General features: G+C 65.8%; 12 protein-coding genes and 1 pseudogene. 4 read left to right on the top strand and 9 right to left on the bottom strand.

Annotated features, from left to right (window positions below):
- Positions 1 to 127: 127 nt before the first annotated feature.
- The 3 genes from A5777_RS05400 to A5777_RS24965 all read left to right on the top strand — a co-directional run bounded on the left by A5777_RS05400 (position 128) and on the right by A5777_RS24965 (position 4625).
- The gene (locus A5777_RS05400) at positions 128 to 943 is read left to right on the top strand and encodes a CPBP family intramembrane glutamic endopeptidase (RefSeq protein ID WP_064861898.1); all 816 of its coding nucleotides are present in this window, start codon (positions 128 to 130) and stop codon (positions 941 to 943) included.
- A 418-nt stretch (positions 944 to 1361) separates the two neighbouring features.
- A complete protein-coding gene (locus A5777_RS25735; RefSeq protein WP_442903013.1) occupies positions 1362 to 2654 on the top strand; it encodes an LCP family protein in 1293 nt (430 codons plus the stop codon).
- A gap of 579 nt (positions 2655 to 3233) precedes the next feature.
- Positions 3234 to 4625, top strand: a complete 1392-nt coding sequence (locus A5777_RS24965) for a MinD/ParA family ATP-binding protein (RefSeq protein WP_442903014.1) — start codon at positions 3234 to 3236, stop codon at positions 4623 to 4625.
- A 17-nt stretch (positions 4626 to 4642) separates the two neighbouring features.
- Here A5777_RS24965 and A5777_RS05415 read toward each other — a convergent pair whose 3' ends face one another.
- From A5777_RS05415 to A5777_RS25275, 9 genes are all read right to left on the bottom strand, one after another.
- Positions 4643 to 5200, bottom strand: coding sequence for an RNA polymerase sigma factor (locus A5777_RS05415; protein WP_005206179.1), 558 nt, complete (start codon positions 5198 to 5200; stop codon positions 4643 to 4645).
- 125 nt (positions 5201 to 5325) lie between these two features.
- Positions 5326 to 5757, bottom strand: a complete 432-nt coding sequence (locus A5777_RS05420; RefSeq protein WP_005206178.1) for a hypothetical protein — start codon at positions 5755 to 5757, stop codon at positions 5326 to 5328.
- A gap of 81 nt (positions 5758 to 5838) precedes the next feature.
- Positions 5839 to 6255: a CD225/dispanin family protein gene (locus A5777_RS05425; RefSeq protein ID WP_005206176.1), complete on the bottom strand. Its 417-nt coding sequence runs from the start codon at positions 6253 to 6255 to the stop codon at positions 5839 to 5841.
- A gap of 118 nt (positions 6256 to 6373) precedes the next feature.
- Positions 6374 to 8680 carry an ATP-binding cassette domain-containing protein gene (locus A5777_RS05430; protein ID WP_064861899.1) on the bottom strand — a complete coding sequence of 769 codons (2307 nt, stop codon included), beginning with the start codon at positions 8678 to 8680 and terminating at the stop codon, positions 6374 to 6376.
- Positions 8681 to 8847: 167 nt separating this feature from the next.
- Positions 8848 to 10122 (bottom strand): hypothetical protein, encoded by a 1275-nt coding sequence (locus tag A5777_RS05435; RefSeq protein ID WP_064861900.1) that lies wholly within the window; start codon positions 10120 to 10122, stop codon positions 8848 to 8850.
- Positions 10123 to 10215: 93 nt separating this feature from the next.
- Positions 10216 to 12123: an Hsp70 family protein gene (locus A5777_RS05440; protein WP_005206171.1), complete on the bottom strand. Its 1908-nt coding sequence runs from the start codon at positions 12121 to 12123 to the stop codon at positions 10216 to 10218.
- Positions 12120 to 13553 (bottom strand): GTPase, encoded by a 1434-nt coding sequence (locus tag A5777_RS05445; RefSeq protein WP_064861901.1) that lies wholly within the window; start codon positions 13551 to 13553, stop codon positions 12120 to 12122. Before A5777_RS05445 ends, A5777_RS05440 begins: the two co-directional genes overlap by 4 nt.
- Positions 13550 to 14224 carry a hypothetical protein gene (locus tag A5777_RS25270; RefSeq protein ID WP_231894955.1) on the bottom strand — a complete coding sequence of 225 codons (675 nt, stop codon included), beginning with the start codon at positions 14222 to 14224 and terminating at the stop codon, positions 13550 to 13552. Before A5777_RS25270 ends, A5777_RS05445 begins: the two co-directional genes overlap by 4 nt.
- Before the next feature lie 78 nt (positions 14225 to 14302).
- On the bottom strand, positions 14303 to 15382 hold the full coding sequence (locus A5777_RS25275) for a dynamin family protein (protein ID WP_231894956.1): 1080 nt from the start codon (positions 15380 to 15382) through the stop codon (positions 14303 to 14305).
- A gap of 271 nt (positions 15383 to 15653) precedes the next feature.
- Between A5777_RS25275 and A5777_RS25280 the strand changes: the two are divergent.
- A pseudogene (locus A5777_RS25280) lies at positions 15654 to 15999 on the top strand (hypothetical protein); the annotation flags it as partial.

Here is a 15999-nt window from a genome sequence, read left to right on the forward strand (position 1 = left end):
GTCGGGAGGGCTGCCCGACCGCGCGCCCGACTCTTCCCCAGATTCCAGCGCGACCGCGCGACTCTTCCCCTGGTTTCTGCACGACGCCCCGGAGGCCCGCCCCGCCCGGCGCCGTAGGCTGTCGGCCATGGTCGACGTGAGGCGCGGGGTCGGTGCGATCCTCCGACCGGCGCCGCAGCGAGTCGTCGACGTGGTCGACGACCCCCGCGAGCGGCGTGCGTTGATCGTCGAACTCGTCATCGTCGGCGTGCTGACCTTCGGCTTCTCGGCGATCTCGGCGATCCTCTCGCTGATCGAACTGCAGCTGACCAGCGGTGTCGGCAACGCGACGGTCGCACTCAATCCGAGCCGCTCGTCCGTCGGGCTGATCGATTTCCTACGGCAGCTCATGAGCGTGCTCCGACTGTTCGCGATCGCCGGACTGGGCATCTATCTCCTCTGGCGTTCCGGCCTGCGCCTGGGCGCCGTGGGGCTCGCACGCCTGAGCGGCCGCGACGTACCGCCGGGTCTTGTGCTCGCCGCCGTGATCGGGCTGCCCGGGTTGGCGCTCGTCGCGGCGGCACGAGCTCTCGGAATGAACGCTCACCTCGTCCCCAGCGAGGTCGACGGCCCGTGGTGGCGTTGGCCGGTGCTGATCGCCATCGCAATCGGCAACGCAGCTGCTGAGGAGATCATCGTCGTCGCCTACTTCATCACACGGCTGCGACAGCTCGGTGCGTCGGAGAACATGTCGTTGGCCGCAAGCGCCCTACTGCGTGGGGGTTATCACCTGTACCAGGGTGTCGGCGCGGGCATCGGGAACGTCGTGATGGGTCTCGTCTTCGGGCGCTACTACCAGCTCACCAACCGGGTGTGGCCGCTGGTCGTCGCGCACGCGGTGATCGACGTCGTGGCGTTCGTCGGGTACGCACTGCTCCACGATCACCTCGGTTGGGTCGGCTGAGCGCACCACGCGATCGGCCCGTGCGCTGTGTGAATGACGCTTGGTGCCCAGGCGCCCGCGTACATTTGATCTGATGAATGAGCCAGATCCGCGCTACATGCGGCGCCGCGGTGGTCCGTCGCCGCACGAGCAGCAGCCGCGGAATCCGGCGCCCGTGCCGCCTGGAAGAGACCGCGCTCCCGCAGGTCAGCGGCGAAATCCCGCACCGCAGCCGCCCGCTGACCAACGACTCCGCACTCCCGCACACCACCCCGCTCGCCAGGGCGACCCGCGGCAACAAGGACAGCCTCGACGTCCCGCACCCCCAAACGGCGCCCATCCAACCGCCGCACCCCCAAATGCCTACGACCCCACCCGCCAGGTGCCTGGCGCCAACGGAAACGATCGAGGTCGACGCGCCGCGGAGTACCAGCCACCATTGGCGTGGTCGGCGGCGCCCGACCGTGCCCAGCCTCCGCAACCGAGTCCTCGACGCCCCGCGCCTCCCGGACCCTCACGGCAGCCCGCTCCGCGCGGCGCAGATCACGCCGGACCCGCGAACCCCAAGCCCTCGCACGCCGCGGTCGGCGCAGCGGCGGGCGCCGGGGCCGCACGCGCGTACGCGCCGACGCAAAAGCCCGAGCCGGTGTCGCCCGACGACCGCCGGTCGCGTGGCGGATCGTCTGCTCCCCCTCGACGTCCGGATCGGGGTCAGACCGCTGCCCCCGCGTCGCCACCTCGACGCCGCATGCCGAAGTTTCGTGGACCGAAGCTCGGCCGACCCAGACGCATCGGCAGGATCATCCTCATCATCCTGCTCGTGATCGTCCTCGGATCGTTGGGACTGTTCTTCTACTACGACAGCAAACTGCACCGCGTCGACGCCCTGCCCGGTTACGCCGGTCGCCCCTCCGACACCCCCGGCACCACCTGGCTGATCGTCGGCAGCGACTCCCGCGAGGGATTGACCCAGCAGCAGAAGGACAATCTCGCCACGGGCGACAGCGACGGGTCACGCACCGACACCATCATGCTCGCGTACAAGCCCCCCAGCGGTAAGGCCACGCTGATCAGCATCCCGCGCGACCTCTATGTCCCGATCCCCGGTCAGGGCAGCTACAAGATCAACGCGGCGTACAACTTCGGCGGTCCGCAACTGCTGGCGAAAACCATCGAGCAACTCACCGGCATCCGTATCGACCACTACGCCGAGATCGGCTTCGGCGGATTCGACACCCTCGTCGACGCTGTCGGCGGCGTGAACATCTGCATCGACCAATCGCTCCACGACCCCAAGGCGGGACTCAACCTGACGAAGGGGTGTCACGATCTCAACGGGCAACAGGCACTCGGTTTGGTCCGCACCCGAGCATTCCCCAACGCCGACCTCGAGCGCGTGGTCAATCAGCGAAAGTTCTTGTCGGCCTTGATGTCGAAGGCCACCAGCCCAGGCGTGCTACTCAACCCGTTCCGTCTGTTCCCGTTCATCAGCGGTGCGGTCGACGGCCTGACCGTCGACAACTCCACGCACCTGTGGAACCTGGGCATGCTCGGGTGGTGGCTCAGCGACGACCCGATCACCACGACCACACCGACCGGCGGTCCGGAAGAGACCGACGACGGCGACTCACTTGCCGTGGGAGACAACACCAAACAGTTCTTCGACGCCATCCGGTCGGGCAAACAGATACCAAAGGACCTGCTGTCCGATCAGGGCGGCGCGATCGGGTGATCGGGTGATCTCGCACGATCACACCTGGGGACCGGCTGGTTGTTGGTCGGCCACTCCGACCCGATCGAAATTAGGACTGCGCCGTCCGCCGCTCGAACCCCGCGCAAGGCCTTTCGCGCGACCGCTCAAGATCGCTGGCCACAGAGCGCAAGATTTTGTACTCGGACTTCAACATCCCGACGGGCTCATCCCTTTGGAAGTGCACCTCCCGGCTCGAAGCCCTCGATTGGCTGAAGCACTGTCATTGCCCCGACAGTGTCTGCACGTCCGGCACGCTGGCCCAGTCACCTACTTTCGATTCTCCGCGCTCGCCACATGCGTCCATTCCCAACCGGCCGACTTCGGCACGGATATTCGCACTCCAGCGCTCACCCTGGGTCACGCAACTGCGATTCAGCGCCCTCAGGAGACACCACTGTATTGTCGGGTCCGAACCCCGACATTGCGAGGCCAAACGTGACGGTCAACAACAACCAGGTGCCTACCGTACCCCCATGGCTGGGTGGCGGTACTCACGTCCCGCCACCTTCGATCGACGACGACGACGTCAACCAATCAGACACTGAGCAATACCAGCAGTTGCGTTCCGGTGGCGAGGAATCTGATGTCCGGGCAACCGTAGGTCCGGTGGTGCCGCCGACGCCGAACGTGCCCATACCACCCCCCGGCCAGCATCCGACAGTTCCTGAGGCCACGTCTGCGCTACCGCAAACGCCGCCAATTCCCTCGTGGGTCCCGCTGCCAACAACCACGGAACGTCGGCCACCTACTGATCCGACTCACGCAGTGCCACCTCAATCACTGCCACCACACGCCGGCCCCCCGTTTGCCGCACTTCAACAAGGGCCGCCCCAACAGACCCCACCCGAGCAAGGCCAACCGCAGGGTGTACCCCATCAGTTCGGGGCCCCCACAGGATTCGGTGTCCCAACAGCATTCGGGGCCCCCACAGGATTCGGAGCGCCGCACTTCGGCGGACCCGTTGCGCCGCAGGATCAGTACGCACCCGGACTCGACTCCGGCATGCTCCTCCGCAAGGCACGTCGACCACCGCGATCGGGCTGGCGACGCACGGTGCACCGCATCTCCGGAGGCACGATCAGCCCCAGCGAGTCGCGCGCAACGGTGTATCACGACGAATTGGTCAGGCAGCTCAATGCTCCGGTCCACGGAGACTTCCGGATCGCGGTGCTGTCACTCAAGGGAGGCGTCGGAAAGACAACCACCACAGTGGGTCTCGGCTCGACGTTCGCCAGTCTGCGAGGCGATCGCGTGATCGCCGTCGATGCCAACCCCGACCTCGGGACGCTGTCACAGCGTGTTCCGCAGCAGACATCGTCGACGGTGCAAGACGTTCTCCTCGACGAGCAGATCCACCGCTACTCCGATGTCCGACGACACACGTCACAGTCTGCGAGTCGACTGGAAGTCCTTGCCTCCGAACGTGATCCGGCCACCGCAGAGACGTTCGACGAGCAGGACTACCGCACGGTGATTCAGGTTCTCGAGCGCTTCTACAACATCATCCTCACCGACTGCGGAACAGGACTGTCGCATTCGGCGATGGACGGCGTCCTCGACCTCGCGCACTCGTTGATCATCGTCTCGACGGCCGCCCTCGACGGTGCACGCAGCGCCAGCGCGACCCTCGACTGGCTAGAAGCGCACGGCTACGGCCACCTGGTGTCACGGGCGATTGTCGTCCTGAGCGGACCCCGACGTGGCAGCGCCAGCATCGATCTCACCCAACTGGCGCAACACTTCCTCGCACGAACCCGTGCCGTGCAGGTGATCCCGTTCGACGACCACCTGTCCGAGGGTGCAGAGGTCGATCTTGATCTCCTTGCCAAGTCGACGCGGCGCGCGTTCGTCGAATTGGCCGCAACTGTCGCTGAGGATTTCGCTCTTCTCGGCGACCACCGTCGTCGTGACTACGTTGATCCGCGGTCAGCACAGCCCTGGCAGCAGTAACGACATCCGAACGCGCGCTATGGCTCCACGGTCGTGTTGACGCGGAGATACTGTGCGAGCTGTGTGCGACCACGGTTGAGCCTGGATTTCACCGTCTGCACGCCGACGCCCTGATGCTCGGCGATGTCGGCGTAACTGAAGTCACCGAACTCGCGCAGAACGACGGCCTCACGAATATCGTCGGAAAGTTGTTGCAGCGCATCGCGTAACGCATCGCGCAGCGCGATTTGCTCGTCGAACCGAGGGGCCGAGTCATCGGCGTCGAGCGTCACCGGCGCCTCGGGATCGCTGAAGTCGGTGAGCGTGGTGTTCGCCTTACGCTTGCGGATCAACGCGAGCGCATTGTTGGCTGCGATCCGGTGCATCCAGGTGGAGAATCTCGCCTCGCCGCGGAACTTGTCGAGGTTGCGCCACGCGGCGAGCAGCGTCGCCTGGAGCGCGTCCTCGGCGTCGTGCTGGTTCCCGCAGATCTGCAAGCAGACGGCCCAGATCTGGTTGCGATGGGCGTTGACCAGATCCGCGAAGGCGCGTTGGTCGCCGTCGCGGGCAGCCATCACGAGTGCCGCTTCGTCCACAGATGCTCTCGATCAATCACACGCCTGCGCACCGGTGACGGGTGCCACCGGTGCGCAGACTACGTACGTTGTCCAGTACTTTGCTCATTGCGCTTGCTTCCCGCGCGTCATGCTTGTCGGTCGATTCACAGGTGGTAGTCGCCCCCGTCGTGATGTCCACTACCACCGTCGTGATCGCCGTAATCGTGGTCGGCGAGGTCGACGTCGTGGCCGGTCGAATCGTCGTGCTGCAACGTCGGATCGTCGTCGTGCAGGACCGCGGGATCGGCCGACACCGCACCGCCGTCGTTGTGGCCATCGCCGTTGTCGTGGCCGCCGTCGTTGTGACCGTCGTGGTTCTGGCCGTCTTCGTGATAGATGCCGTCCTCGACGACAACGCCGTCGTCAGCCGGCACGACGGGCTCGTCGTCCATGTCGGGGACGGTGCTGTCGTCGGCCGGGGCGTCGGACTCGAATGCTGCGTACAGCGCGTGCTCGAACACTCCCGGCGGAGGGGCCTGCACGTCGTCGGGCGAGATGCCCAGCGCAGTCAGGATGGAGTCGTCCTCAGCGCTCATCCGTGTCTCCTTCGTTCGTAGCGGGCGGCTGTTTGTTCGACTGCGCGCCGGCTTTCTCGGTTAGATGCTGCCAGGTGCGTGTCAGGCGCGGTAGGCCGACATCGATGACACCGCCGATGCGATCACCACGACGTAAAGCACGATCGAGAGCACGAACAGTACCGCGAACGCGATCAACGAGTACTTTCCGAGCTTCTTCGCCTGGTCGGACGCGTGCTGCGCGCCGACGCGGTCGCCGGAGAGCCAGAGCGTCGCGACACTGCCCGCATTGCTGAATGACGCGAAGGCCAGCGGCCAGAAGAAGAGCAGCGCCGCGGCCGCCCAACCCATGTTCGACGGCGGGCACGACGTCGACGGGTTCTCCTGCAGCGATGGGCGCTGCACGGAAGCCGCATTCAGGTCACGACCCGATGGCCGCATCACGGTGGTGCGGCCGTCGAGTCCGGCCTGGGTTGCGCCACGGTAAGCGGGCATCGGCTGGTTCTGGCTGGGGTACATCGCGTCTCCTCAGATCGTTCGGCGCGCTTCTCGCACCGTCAGAGATTGGATGCGCCGACACCCTCCGAATGTGCCGCGCGGCGTCGAAAACCTTCTGTGAGGTAGGTCACTCGGGTCGTTATCGTTTCAACTGGAGCTTCGACGCCGTGTACGCGATCAGAAGCACGCCGAGCAACGCGAGCGCACTCGTAGTCAGGAGCGCATTGCCGAATGCGGGCTCCCAGAGGTGCGCCCCACGTGTCTGTGGGGCCAGCGGGGCGACTGACGGCAGGTCCACCGCCATCGCCGATGCTGCGTACCCCCAGTACGACGGGAAGAGCCACGCGAGCTGCGACAGACCCGGCGCGCTGAGCCGAAAGAGCCCGCCGCAGAACACAAGTTGCGAGATGACGAGGATGACCAACGGCGGCATCGTCTGTTCGTTGGATTTCACCGCGGCCGAAATGGCAAGTCCGACAACCGTACTCAGGCAGGCGATGAGCGCGACCGCGCCGAGCAACTCGACCGGCGCCGCTCCGACGACACCTCCGGACGGCAGCCCCTTGCCCAGATAGCAGATCACCACCATCACCACCGATTGCGCGATCGCCACGCCGAAGTAGACGCCGATCTTGGCGGTCAGGTACGAGCCGGGTCGAAGTCCCACTGCGCGTTCACGTTCGAAGATGTCGCGTTCACCGACGAGATCGCGGACGGTCAGCGCCATTCCCATGAAGCAGGCACCGATCACCAGGATGACGAGGACCTGAAGCGATTCGCCCGCGGTGTCTTGCGCCGTGTTTACGCCGAAACCGGCACTGCCGGGGATCACCAACGTCAGCAGCCCCAACACGACCGGCATCACCACGAGAAAGGCAAGGTAACCGGGATCGGCAAGGATCAGTCGCAGTTGCCGCCGCGCTATCGTGCTCGCCTGGCGCTGAGCGCTGGTCTGGGGAGGCGTCCGCACGACCCGCGTGCTCGGCGTCGAACGGTGTCGATGCGAGACGTGTCCGTCGGCCCGCGCGAGGTGCCTGCGGTGGGCATCGTCGGGATGGCTTGCGACGTAGGCAAATATCTCGGCCCAGTCGCTACTCCCCATCGCCGGCGTGACCTCGGCAGGGTGTCCGCAGAACGCCGTCTTGCCGCCGGGTGCGAGCAACAACACCTGATCGCACATGGCGAGGAGGGTCAGCGAATGCGTGACGACGATGACCGTGCGCCCGGCGTCGGCGAGTCGCCGCAGCGTGGCCATGACCTGTCTGTCGAGTGCCGGATCAAGACCCGACGTCGGCTCGTCGAGGATGAGAAGCGAAGGGCCGGTGAGCAATTCCATCGCCACCGACGCTCGTTTGCGCTGGCCACCCGACAACGCGTCGACGCGGGTGTCGAGGTGCTCGGACAGTTGGAGTTCGCCGAGCACTCCCGCGATCACGCGGTCGCGCTCGGATTCGGGAAGGTCCTCGGGGAGCCGAAGCTCGGCGGCAAACCGAAGTGCCTGCCGCAGAGTCAGTTTGCGGTGCAGCACGTCGTGTTGGGGCACCATACCGATGCGGGTGCGCAGGGACTCGTACTCGGCGTGGACGTCGTGTCCGTCGAACAACACCCGACCCGACGTTGGAGCGGTCAGGCCGGCGACGATCTTCGACAGTGTCGACTTGCCCGCGCCGGATGGGCCGACGAGTGCTGTCAACGTGCCCGGCCGGGCGACGAGATCGACGTCATGAAGGAGTTCTTTGGTGCGGTCGACGACGAGTCCGATGCCCTCGACCTGCAGGCCGCCCCCAGAAGCGTTGGACCCAGAAGCGCTGTAGTCGGAAGCGTTTGGCCCGGAAGCGTTTTCAGCTGCGACGAGACCGCTGCGGCTGACGACGAGGTCGGTGTTACCGACGGTAACGGTGTCGCCGTCGGTGACTGCCACTCGCCCGATCCGGTGTCCGTTGACGAATGTGCCGTTGACACTGCCGAGATCCTCGAGATGCAGCGCGCCGGACCCGCTGATGAGGCGGGCGTGGTGTCGGGAGACGAGCACGTCGTCGACGACGAGGTTGTTCGTAGGGGCACGTCCGACGAGTGTCACTGCTCGCGTGTCGGTGAACGGGTCATGCTGGATGTCTTCGGTCGCGAGCGGGGCGTCGAATCTGGCAGACGCACAGGCTTCCCACTCAGGTGGCAACGGCGGCCCCAGATGTACCGCTGCCGTCGAGGTGATCGGAAGATCAACCACCGCGACACCCGACGAGACGAGCGTTGCCCCGTCGACACTCACGAGATGCCATGTGTCGTCACGCCATTCGATCACGAGATGGTGTTCGCGCACGTCCCGGTGGTCGACGATGATGTCGTTGTCGAGGGCCGATCCCACTGCGATCCGCGTCGTGTCACCGAGCGCGTACACACGCGATTCGACGCTCACGCTGCCGCGCATCGGAGCAGTGGTTGTCATCGAATGTCCGCCTTCTGCATGGGTGAACGACGCGCACGCGCCGCGACGAACGCCGGGCGGCTGCCCCCGCGATCTGCGTTGGGGCTGCCGCCCGGCGTTGTTCGAACGTTGGTGGCCCGCCGATTCGACGGTCGATCAGACTGCAGGACAAGCAGACTGATGGTCGATCAGACGGATGCGTCTCCGTGCAGATCGGCGTGAGCGTCGTTGTGCGTGGCGTGATCGTCGTAGGTGTGCGAGTCGGTGCCGTACGTCTCGTGCGACTCGTCGTGTGCCGACGGATCGGTGGCGCCGTCCGGGCCGCCGTAGATGTAGCTCACGGTGTCGGCGTTGCCGTCACCATCGGTGTCGGAAAGCACGGTGTCGGGAACGCCGTCGTGGTCGACGTCGAGGACCGTGGTGTCGAATTTGCCGTCGTGATCGGTGTCGATGAGCTTGACGTCGGGGGTGCCGTCCTGGTTCAGATCCAGCGTGGCGCTCGTGACGTTGCCGTGGGTGTCGAGGGTGTCGACCTCACGGACCTCGCCACGCTCGTCGAGGATCGAGCGCAGGTCGGCGTGTCCGTCGCCATCGGTATCGGATTCGACGATCGTGGTGCCGTCCTCGCCGGCGTAGGCAACCGTATCCACCTTGCCGTCATGGTTGGCGTCACCCTCGACCAGCGTGACGTTGCCCGCGTTGTCGAGGTAGGCGTTGAGGTGATTTCCCGCATCGTCGGTGAGGTGGACGACGTCGGCGTTGCCGTCACCGTCGGTGTCGACAGCTGAATCAACGTGCAGGCCATTCTCCGACTCAGCGGGAGTCTGCTGGGGCGCCGCGGCCTCGGTCGGCGCGGCGGCCTGGGTCGGTGCCTGGGCCTCGGTCGGTGCCTGGGCCTCGGCCTGCGGAGCGGCATGGGTCGGCGCGGCTGCCTCAGTCGGTGCCGCTGCCTCCGGCGGTGCTGCGGTGGGAGCCGGTTCCGAAGGCGACGAGGTGTCGGAGTGCGCATCCGCGGGGCTCACAGGGGGCGTGGCGTCAGACTTCTCGGCGTCAGACTTCTCGGCGTCAGACTTCTCGGAGTAGGGCGCTTCCGAGGTGATGTTCGGCTTGGCGTCGTGCTCCGAATTCGATTCGGGGACCTGGGTTTCCGTCGGCGCGGAGGAGTCAGCCGACTGTGTAGCCGAGTCCTGGGCGCCCGAGTCCTGGGCACTCGAGTCCTGGGCACTCGAGTCCTGGGTACCCGAGTTCAGCTCGTCGGCGGTGACCGTTCCGGCGGGCTTGCCGTTCTCGGTGAAGGTCACGTCGCCGTTGTCGCCGATGACCGCGTCGATCTTGTTTCCGGCGTCGTCGTGCATGTGGACCGTCTCGGGCACACCGTCGTGGTTGGTGTCTTCGACGGAGTCGGTGGTGATGTTGCCCTCGACGTTCAGGCCTGCGAGCTTCGGATCGGGTGTGCCGGTCATGTCACGACTTCTTTCTCTCGTGCCCGTCATCGGGCGGGCTTGCTTGTGCGTTCAGGGATTGGATGCGACCGGATGCGTGGAATGTTCCGCGTTCTAGGAAATCAATCCGGAGCGACTCAGAAATGTCTTGCCGTCGTCGATCGACGCGAGCCCGAATATGGTCATCCCCAGGTTGTTGGACGTGTTCGCGTAGGTCGCGGTGGCGGACTTGGTGGCAGTGTCGTCGGCGATTTCCGCTGCGGACACGCGCGCAGAGTCCTCCACAAGGGTTCCCTTGCCGTTGCTCAGGGTTCCGTTCCGGAGCGACGTGATGGTGCTCTGCACCTTGGTCGAGTCGGAGTAGAAACTGATGAACGCGTCGATTCCCCCGTAGGACTGCTTCGCGAAGAACGACGCCAACGACCCGTCCTTCTTGATGTTGCACATCAAGGTGAGCGCACCGCTCTGGGTGAAGTCGCTCTTGCGGCAATCCTCGACGCCATCCTGCAATGCGGACGGCAGCAGGTTGTAGAGCTGCTTCTCATCGGTGATGATCGCACTACCATTCGCAGCAGTCTGCGCGGCGGCCGTCGAGCTTCCGGCCGCCTGATTCGGGTTGTCATCTCCGCTACTACGGTTCACGAGGGCGATACCACCGACCACGATGCCGATCAACGCAACGACCGCCACACCGATCAGCGCGAGTCGACCCCACTTCCGTCCACCCGACGACGCCGGTGTCGGCGACGGTGTCGGCGCAACGCGTTGCTGTCCCGGCGGTGCCTGTGATGCACCGGACTGGTAGCGCCCGCCCGGCGCCTGCTGCGTGGGCGGTGTCATCAACTCGGCGGCTGTGGGAGCAGCCGGCCGCTCACGGGTGTCGACACCGCGATCACCGACCGCCGTCACCAATGCACCCTGTGCCACAACGGTTTTCGGGTCGTCGAGCGTGGCTACCGGTCCAACCTCACCGAGCCGCTGCTGGATCAGCGGGATCCGCGACGACCCACCTGTCAGATACAGGGCGGTCAACTGCTCCGGATGCGTGATCCCTGCGTCGAGCAGTGTTGCCCTGGTCAGACGCAAGGCCTGCTCGGCCGCCGGGGCGATCAACTCGTCGAATTCGTCGCGGGTGATCTGTAGGGTTTGGCGGCCCTGCGGGGTGTTGTTGATCGTGATGGTCGCTGACGGCGCTTCGGACAGCAGCTCTTTGGCGCTTCGGATGGACTCCTGCAGGCTCTGCACGACGTCGACCGGCGCACGTCGACGCAGCCACTCGACCAACTCGGGGTCGCGATCGGCGAGGCGCTGCTCCACCCATCGCTGAATCAGCGCATCGATGTTCTTGCCGCCGAGGCCGTTGTCACCGCGGGCGGCGATCACCTGGAAGGCGTTCGGTCCGGTCACGGTGAGCACAGCGATGTCGAGGGTGCCGCCGCCGAAGTCGAAGACCGCGATCCGCGCACCCGGCTGCATGGCATGGGAGCGGCTGTAATGGGCTGCCGCAGCACGCGGTTCGGAAATAGTGCTGATCCGTGAGCCGTCGATTCCCGCGCGCATCGCCGCCTCGACGAGCACTCCGACCTGCTGCGGGGCCCACGCCTCGGGGTGGGTCAAGACGACCTGCGTCGGCAACTGCCCCGCGTGCGCTGCCTTGCCACGCGAGATGATCGCCGACATCACCGCGGCGACCGGCAACGCCGACGGCATCGTGTAGCCGGCGATCACCGTCGTCGGAGCACCGGTGATCAGTCGCTTGGGCGAAGCGACGAAACCGGTCGGATTCTGCTGCGCGAGGTTGCGCGCGGGCTCACCGACGGAAATCCGGTCGGGGGCCGCGACATACACACTCGACGGCATCAGATTGCTCGTGTGCGAGAGCGACAGCGTCTCGATGCTTCCGCTTGTCGCACCCGAATGCGCGGCAGCGGAATTCGACGTACCGAAGTCGATGGCGAGAATCCAGGTCGGTGACATATGCGTGTGGGTGTCCTGTGTGCTGCTCGTGAGCCGGTTGCTCATCTGGGGGCGGTCGGGGTGGTCAACGGGGTGTAGCTGCGGATCAGGGCGACGAGTGCCGCATCCTCGGCCGCCGAACTCGTGGCGAGCGAACGCTGATGCGCCATCGCCAGACGACGCTGCGCCTCTGCGGCCACCGCATGCGACGGTGCCGATGGGGGTAGCCCGACCTGGCCGGCTACCGACGTTGCACGAAGGATGGTGTGCAACTCCTCGGTGACCGCCGCGTTCGGGTCGGTACGCAGCATGCGCTGGTAGTCCTCGAGCACGGTGACCAGATGCAACTCCGGTGTGTTGCGAAGTCCCATCGTGAGCGTCCGGATGTGGTCGCGCGCCGGATGGGTGAAAGCCAACTGATCAAGTCGGGCGAGGATACGGTGTGCCCGATGCAGAACGGCATACCGGGCTGTCGACGTGGTCAACGCGCCAAGCAATTGGTCGATGCCCGACAGCGAGGTCAACCACGAATTGAGCTCCGCAGCTCCGCGAGCGGCGATCTGGCGACCGTTGAGAACGTCGTACTCCCCGAGCAGACCGAGTAATCGCGCGCGAACCTGCGGCGGCAGCTCGCTTCGGACGTCGTCGTTGTCGAAGGTGCGCACCACGTCGAGCCTGGACAGCGGCGCAAGGCGGGCCAACGCCGACGCGAGGTCTTCGGTCAGCATGCCGGTGTGGCTGGTTTGGGCCATGAGCCCGGAGATCGGCACGACGTCGCTGACCGTCTCCGACAGTTGCTTTGCCAGAACGCGAGCGTGGTCGGCGGCGTGGGGAATCGGGTCGCGCCGTCCGAGTGCGCCCTCGCCGAACGAATCGGCTCGCGACAGCACTCCGAGCATGTTGAGCGGGGTGAACGGCAGCTGGGAGAGGAACTCGATCTCGTCTGTGCGCGGCGCGGCGTCGAACAGGAAGACCGCGGCGTCGGCGTCGACGGACGCCGTGCGCGTCTGCTCGAATCCGTCGATCACCGCACGTCGTGTGGCCGTGTCGTTTTCGGTTGTCAGCGTTGACAATCCAGGCGTGTCGATGAGTGTGAGCTGCCGCAACGACGCCGACGGCATCCACCGCTCGACGAACTGGATCTCCGCCGACCGCAGCGGTAGCTCGACCGGCTGATGGGCCGCGACGGCGACGCGGTGGCGTCGGCCGTCGACTCCGACGATCTCGGCGCGCGACGGGCTGCCGTCGGAGTAGACGGTGACAACGTTGGTGGCCTCGAGTGCGGCGGTCTCAGCAACGGGCGCCCCGATCAGCGCGTTGACCAGCGTCGACTTGCCAGCCTTCAAGCGTCCGACGATGACAACTCGGGGCGGCGACCACAGGATGGTGCCGATCGAGTTGGCGTGGGAGACGAGGTCGCCACCGAGACCGGCGAGTTGTCGCAGACCGCGATCGAGAGCGGCATGCACCGGATCGTTGCCGGAGGAGGCGGTCATCGTTTCACCTGCGCAAGATACTTGTCGGCCGACGCGATCCGCTTGTCGACGACCTCGAGGTTCGACGTCAGGCGGGCAACGGTCTTCTCCCGCGACGCGGCGTCGGATTGCGCTGTCTTCTGGACCTCGTTGATCGTGTTCTGCAGCGTCTCGATGTTCTCGCGCAGATAGTTTCGGTAGCGGATGACGATCTCTGGTCGCGACTGCGCAACGGCACTGTCGAGGAGGCGTCCGGTTGCGGCCTTGGTCGCGCCGATGGTCTCCCGCAGCCAGGTCAGCAGGTTCGCCTTGCCTGCTCGGATCGCACGGAAACCCAGGTTCACTCCGACCCACACCGTGCCGACCACGACGCCGACACCCATCAGGGCGCTCAGTCCGAGTATCCCGCCGAGCGTCGAGGAGCCGACAACACCCATGGTCAGCAGCGTCGGATCGAGCAGACCATGCCGCTTGCTCGCAACCTGATGGGTTTCGATCCGCTTGTCCTGCATGGACTCGACGATCTGTGCGCGCAGTTCCTCCCACACGGTGGGGTCGTCGGCGAATCGGGGGGCGACGACGGTGTCGTGGAGTCGCTGCAGGAACTCCGCGAGTGTCTGCGCCATCGCCAATTGGAGATCGGCGTGCATGTCCGCGGTGAACTTCTGTTCGCTGCGGCGCAGCACCTGCATGCCGTGCTTGTTGACGTACAGCGTCCACTTGTCGCGTACGTCGTCGAGGCGTCGTTCGAGACCGTCGACCGCCTGCTGTCACAGCAACGTGAGGTCACGGGCGAGGTACTGCTCCCACTCCCGCGCCTGCTCCTGCAGATCGGTGAGTCTGTCGCGCTCAGCGGTGAGGTCGGGTAGCGCTTTGGCGCCAGCCTGCACGGCGTCGAGTTCGCGAGAGATCTTGGCGCGCAACACTTTCAGACCTTCGAGGCAGGTGCGCACGGCGTCGACCTCCGGCAGATCTGCCGCAGCGTCGAGCCGTCGGGTGAGTTCGGAGCGCAACGTCGCGATACCGCTCTCGTTCTCGAGCCGCTCGCGTTCAGCGGGTTCGACGAGGTCGGCGGAGATCGATGCCAGCAGGCTCGACACCCCGAAAACCGGGAACGGACGCCCGATCTCGCGGGTCAGCAGGCGCTCGTTCTCGCTCACGATCTCGCGCCATCTGCGCAGGTTCTTGTCCGTTTTCGTCACCACCACGACGACCGAGTCGACCGTCGACGACGCCTCGCGGACGAACTCCATCTCCGGGGCCGTCAACGGCGACGACGCGTCGCACACCAGCACCAGCACACACGCCTGTTGGGCCGACTGCGTAGCCAGTTTGGCCAACCCGACGTCGAGTCCCCCCACACCCGGGGTGTCGACCAACGTCATGTCGGAGACCCGCGCCGTGCGGACCCCGACTGCGGCGGAGGTCGGCAGCTCGTCGACCTGCGGGTCGCGGACATGCGCACCATCGGTGGTCACCCACTGCGCGAGTTCATCGACCGGTGTGGTCCGCGATGTCCCGGACGGAAAGAACAGTTCGGCGGTCTCGTCGACGTCGAGGGCAGCGTCGACGGTGACCGACACCGCGGTCGATGAGGTCACCTCGACCCCCACGGGGCACAGGTCGCGTTGCCCGACCAGCGCGTTGACCAGCGAACTCTTACCCCGCTGCACCTCCCCGACGACCACAACCGTGCGGGCCTGCCGATCCCGGGCCAGTTTGGCGGCAGCGACGTCGGCGAGGGTGTCCATCTTGTAGGCGCGCAGCACGGTCGACGCGGCGTCCACAATGGCCGACGCGTCGCCGGCAGCGGACTTCCGCTCCGTTGCGCTCCGCGCCTGTGCAGCCATTGCCTCGTCCCCGTACCCGATCCGTGTACGCGCCGGACACATTCGCCACGGCGCCGCATTGTCGGTGCACCGCTTGTAGACCAAAACCGATCTGCGGCCCGACAGGGCGTGAGTCTAACGTCCCGTCGTCGACGCTGTGCCATCTAGACGACGTGAATGACGCGGACATGCTTCATATGAGCGTCGTGTAATAGCCTGCTGAGCGAACTGAATGAACCGGTCGCGGCCACGCTGGCCCGAGTGCGCACCACCTGAGAGGGCGAGTAACACGATGAGAGGTAATCGGCGAGGACCCAAGACGCTGCTGGCGAGCGGATTCGCTGCGGTTGTTCTGCTGAGCGGGTGTTCCGTCGACGGCAACGCCGTCAGCGACTCCGACCCCGCAGCGAACGCGGTCGTCGACGTCAAGTCTCTCGACACCGGCAAGTACCCGACCGAACCTCGGAAACCATTCGGTGAGGTCGGCGTCGATCTCGAACGGCGCGACGATGTACTGCGCCATACGCTGCGCGTCGTAGGTGACGACCTGGTCTCCGGTGGCCTCACCGAATGGTTTCCGAGGTTCGGTCGGGTACTTGCCGGTGTCGAGAGACTTGACGTCGACGACCGCGTTCGTA

The organism is Gordonia sp. 852002-10350_SCH5691597 (genome assembly GCF_001665715.1).
Classification (GTDB): Bacteria; Actinomycetota; Actinomycetes; order Mycobacteriales; family Mycobacteriaceae; genus Gordonia; species Gordonia sputi.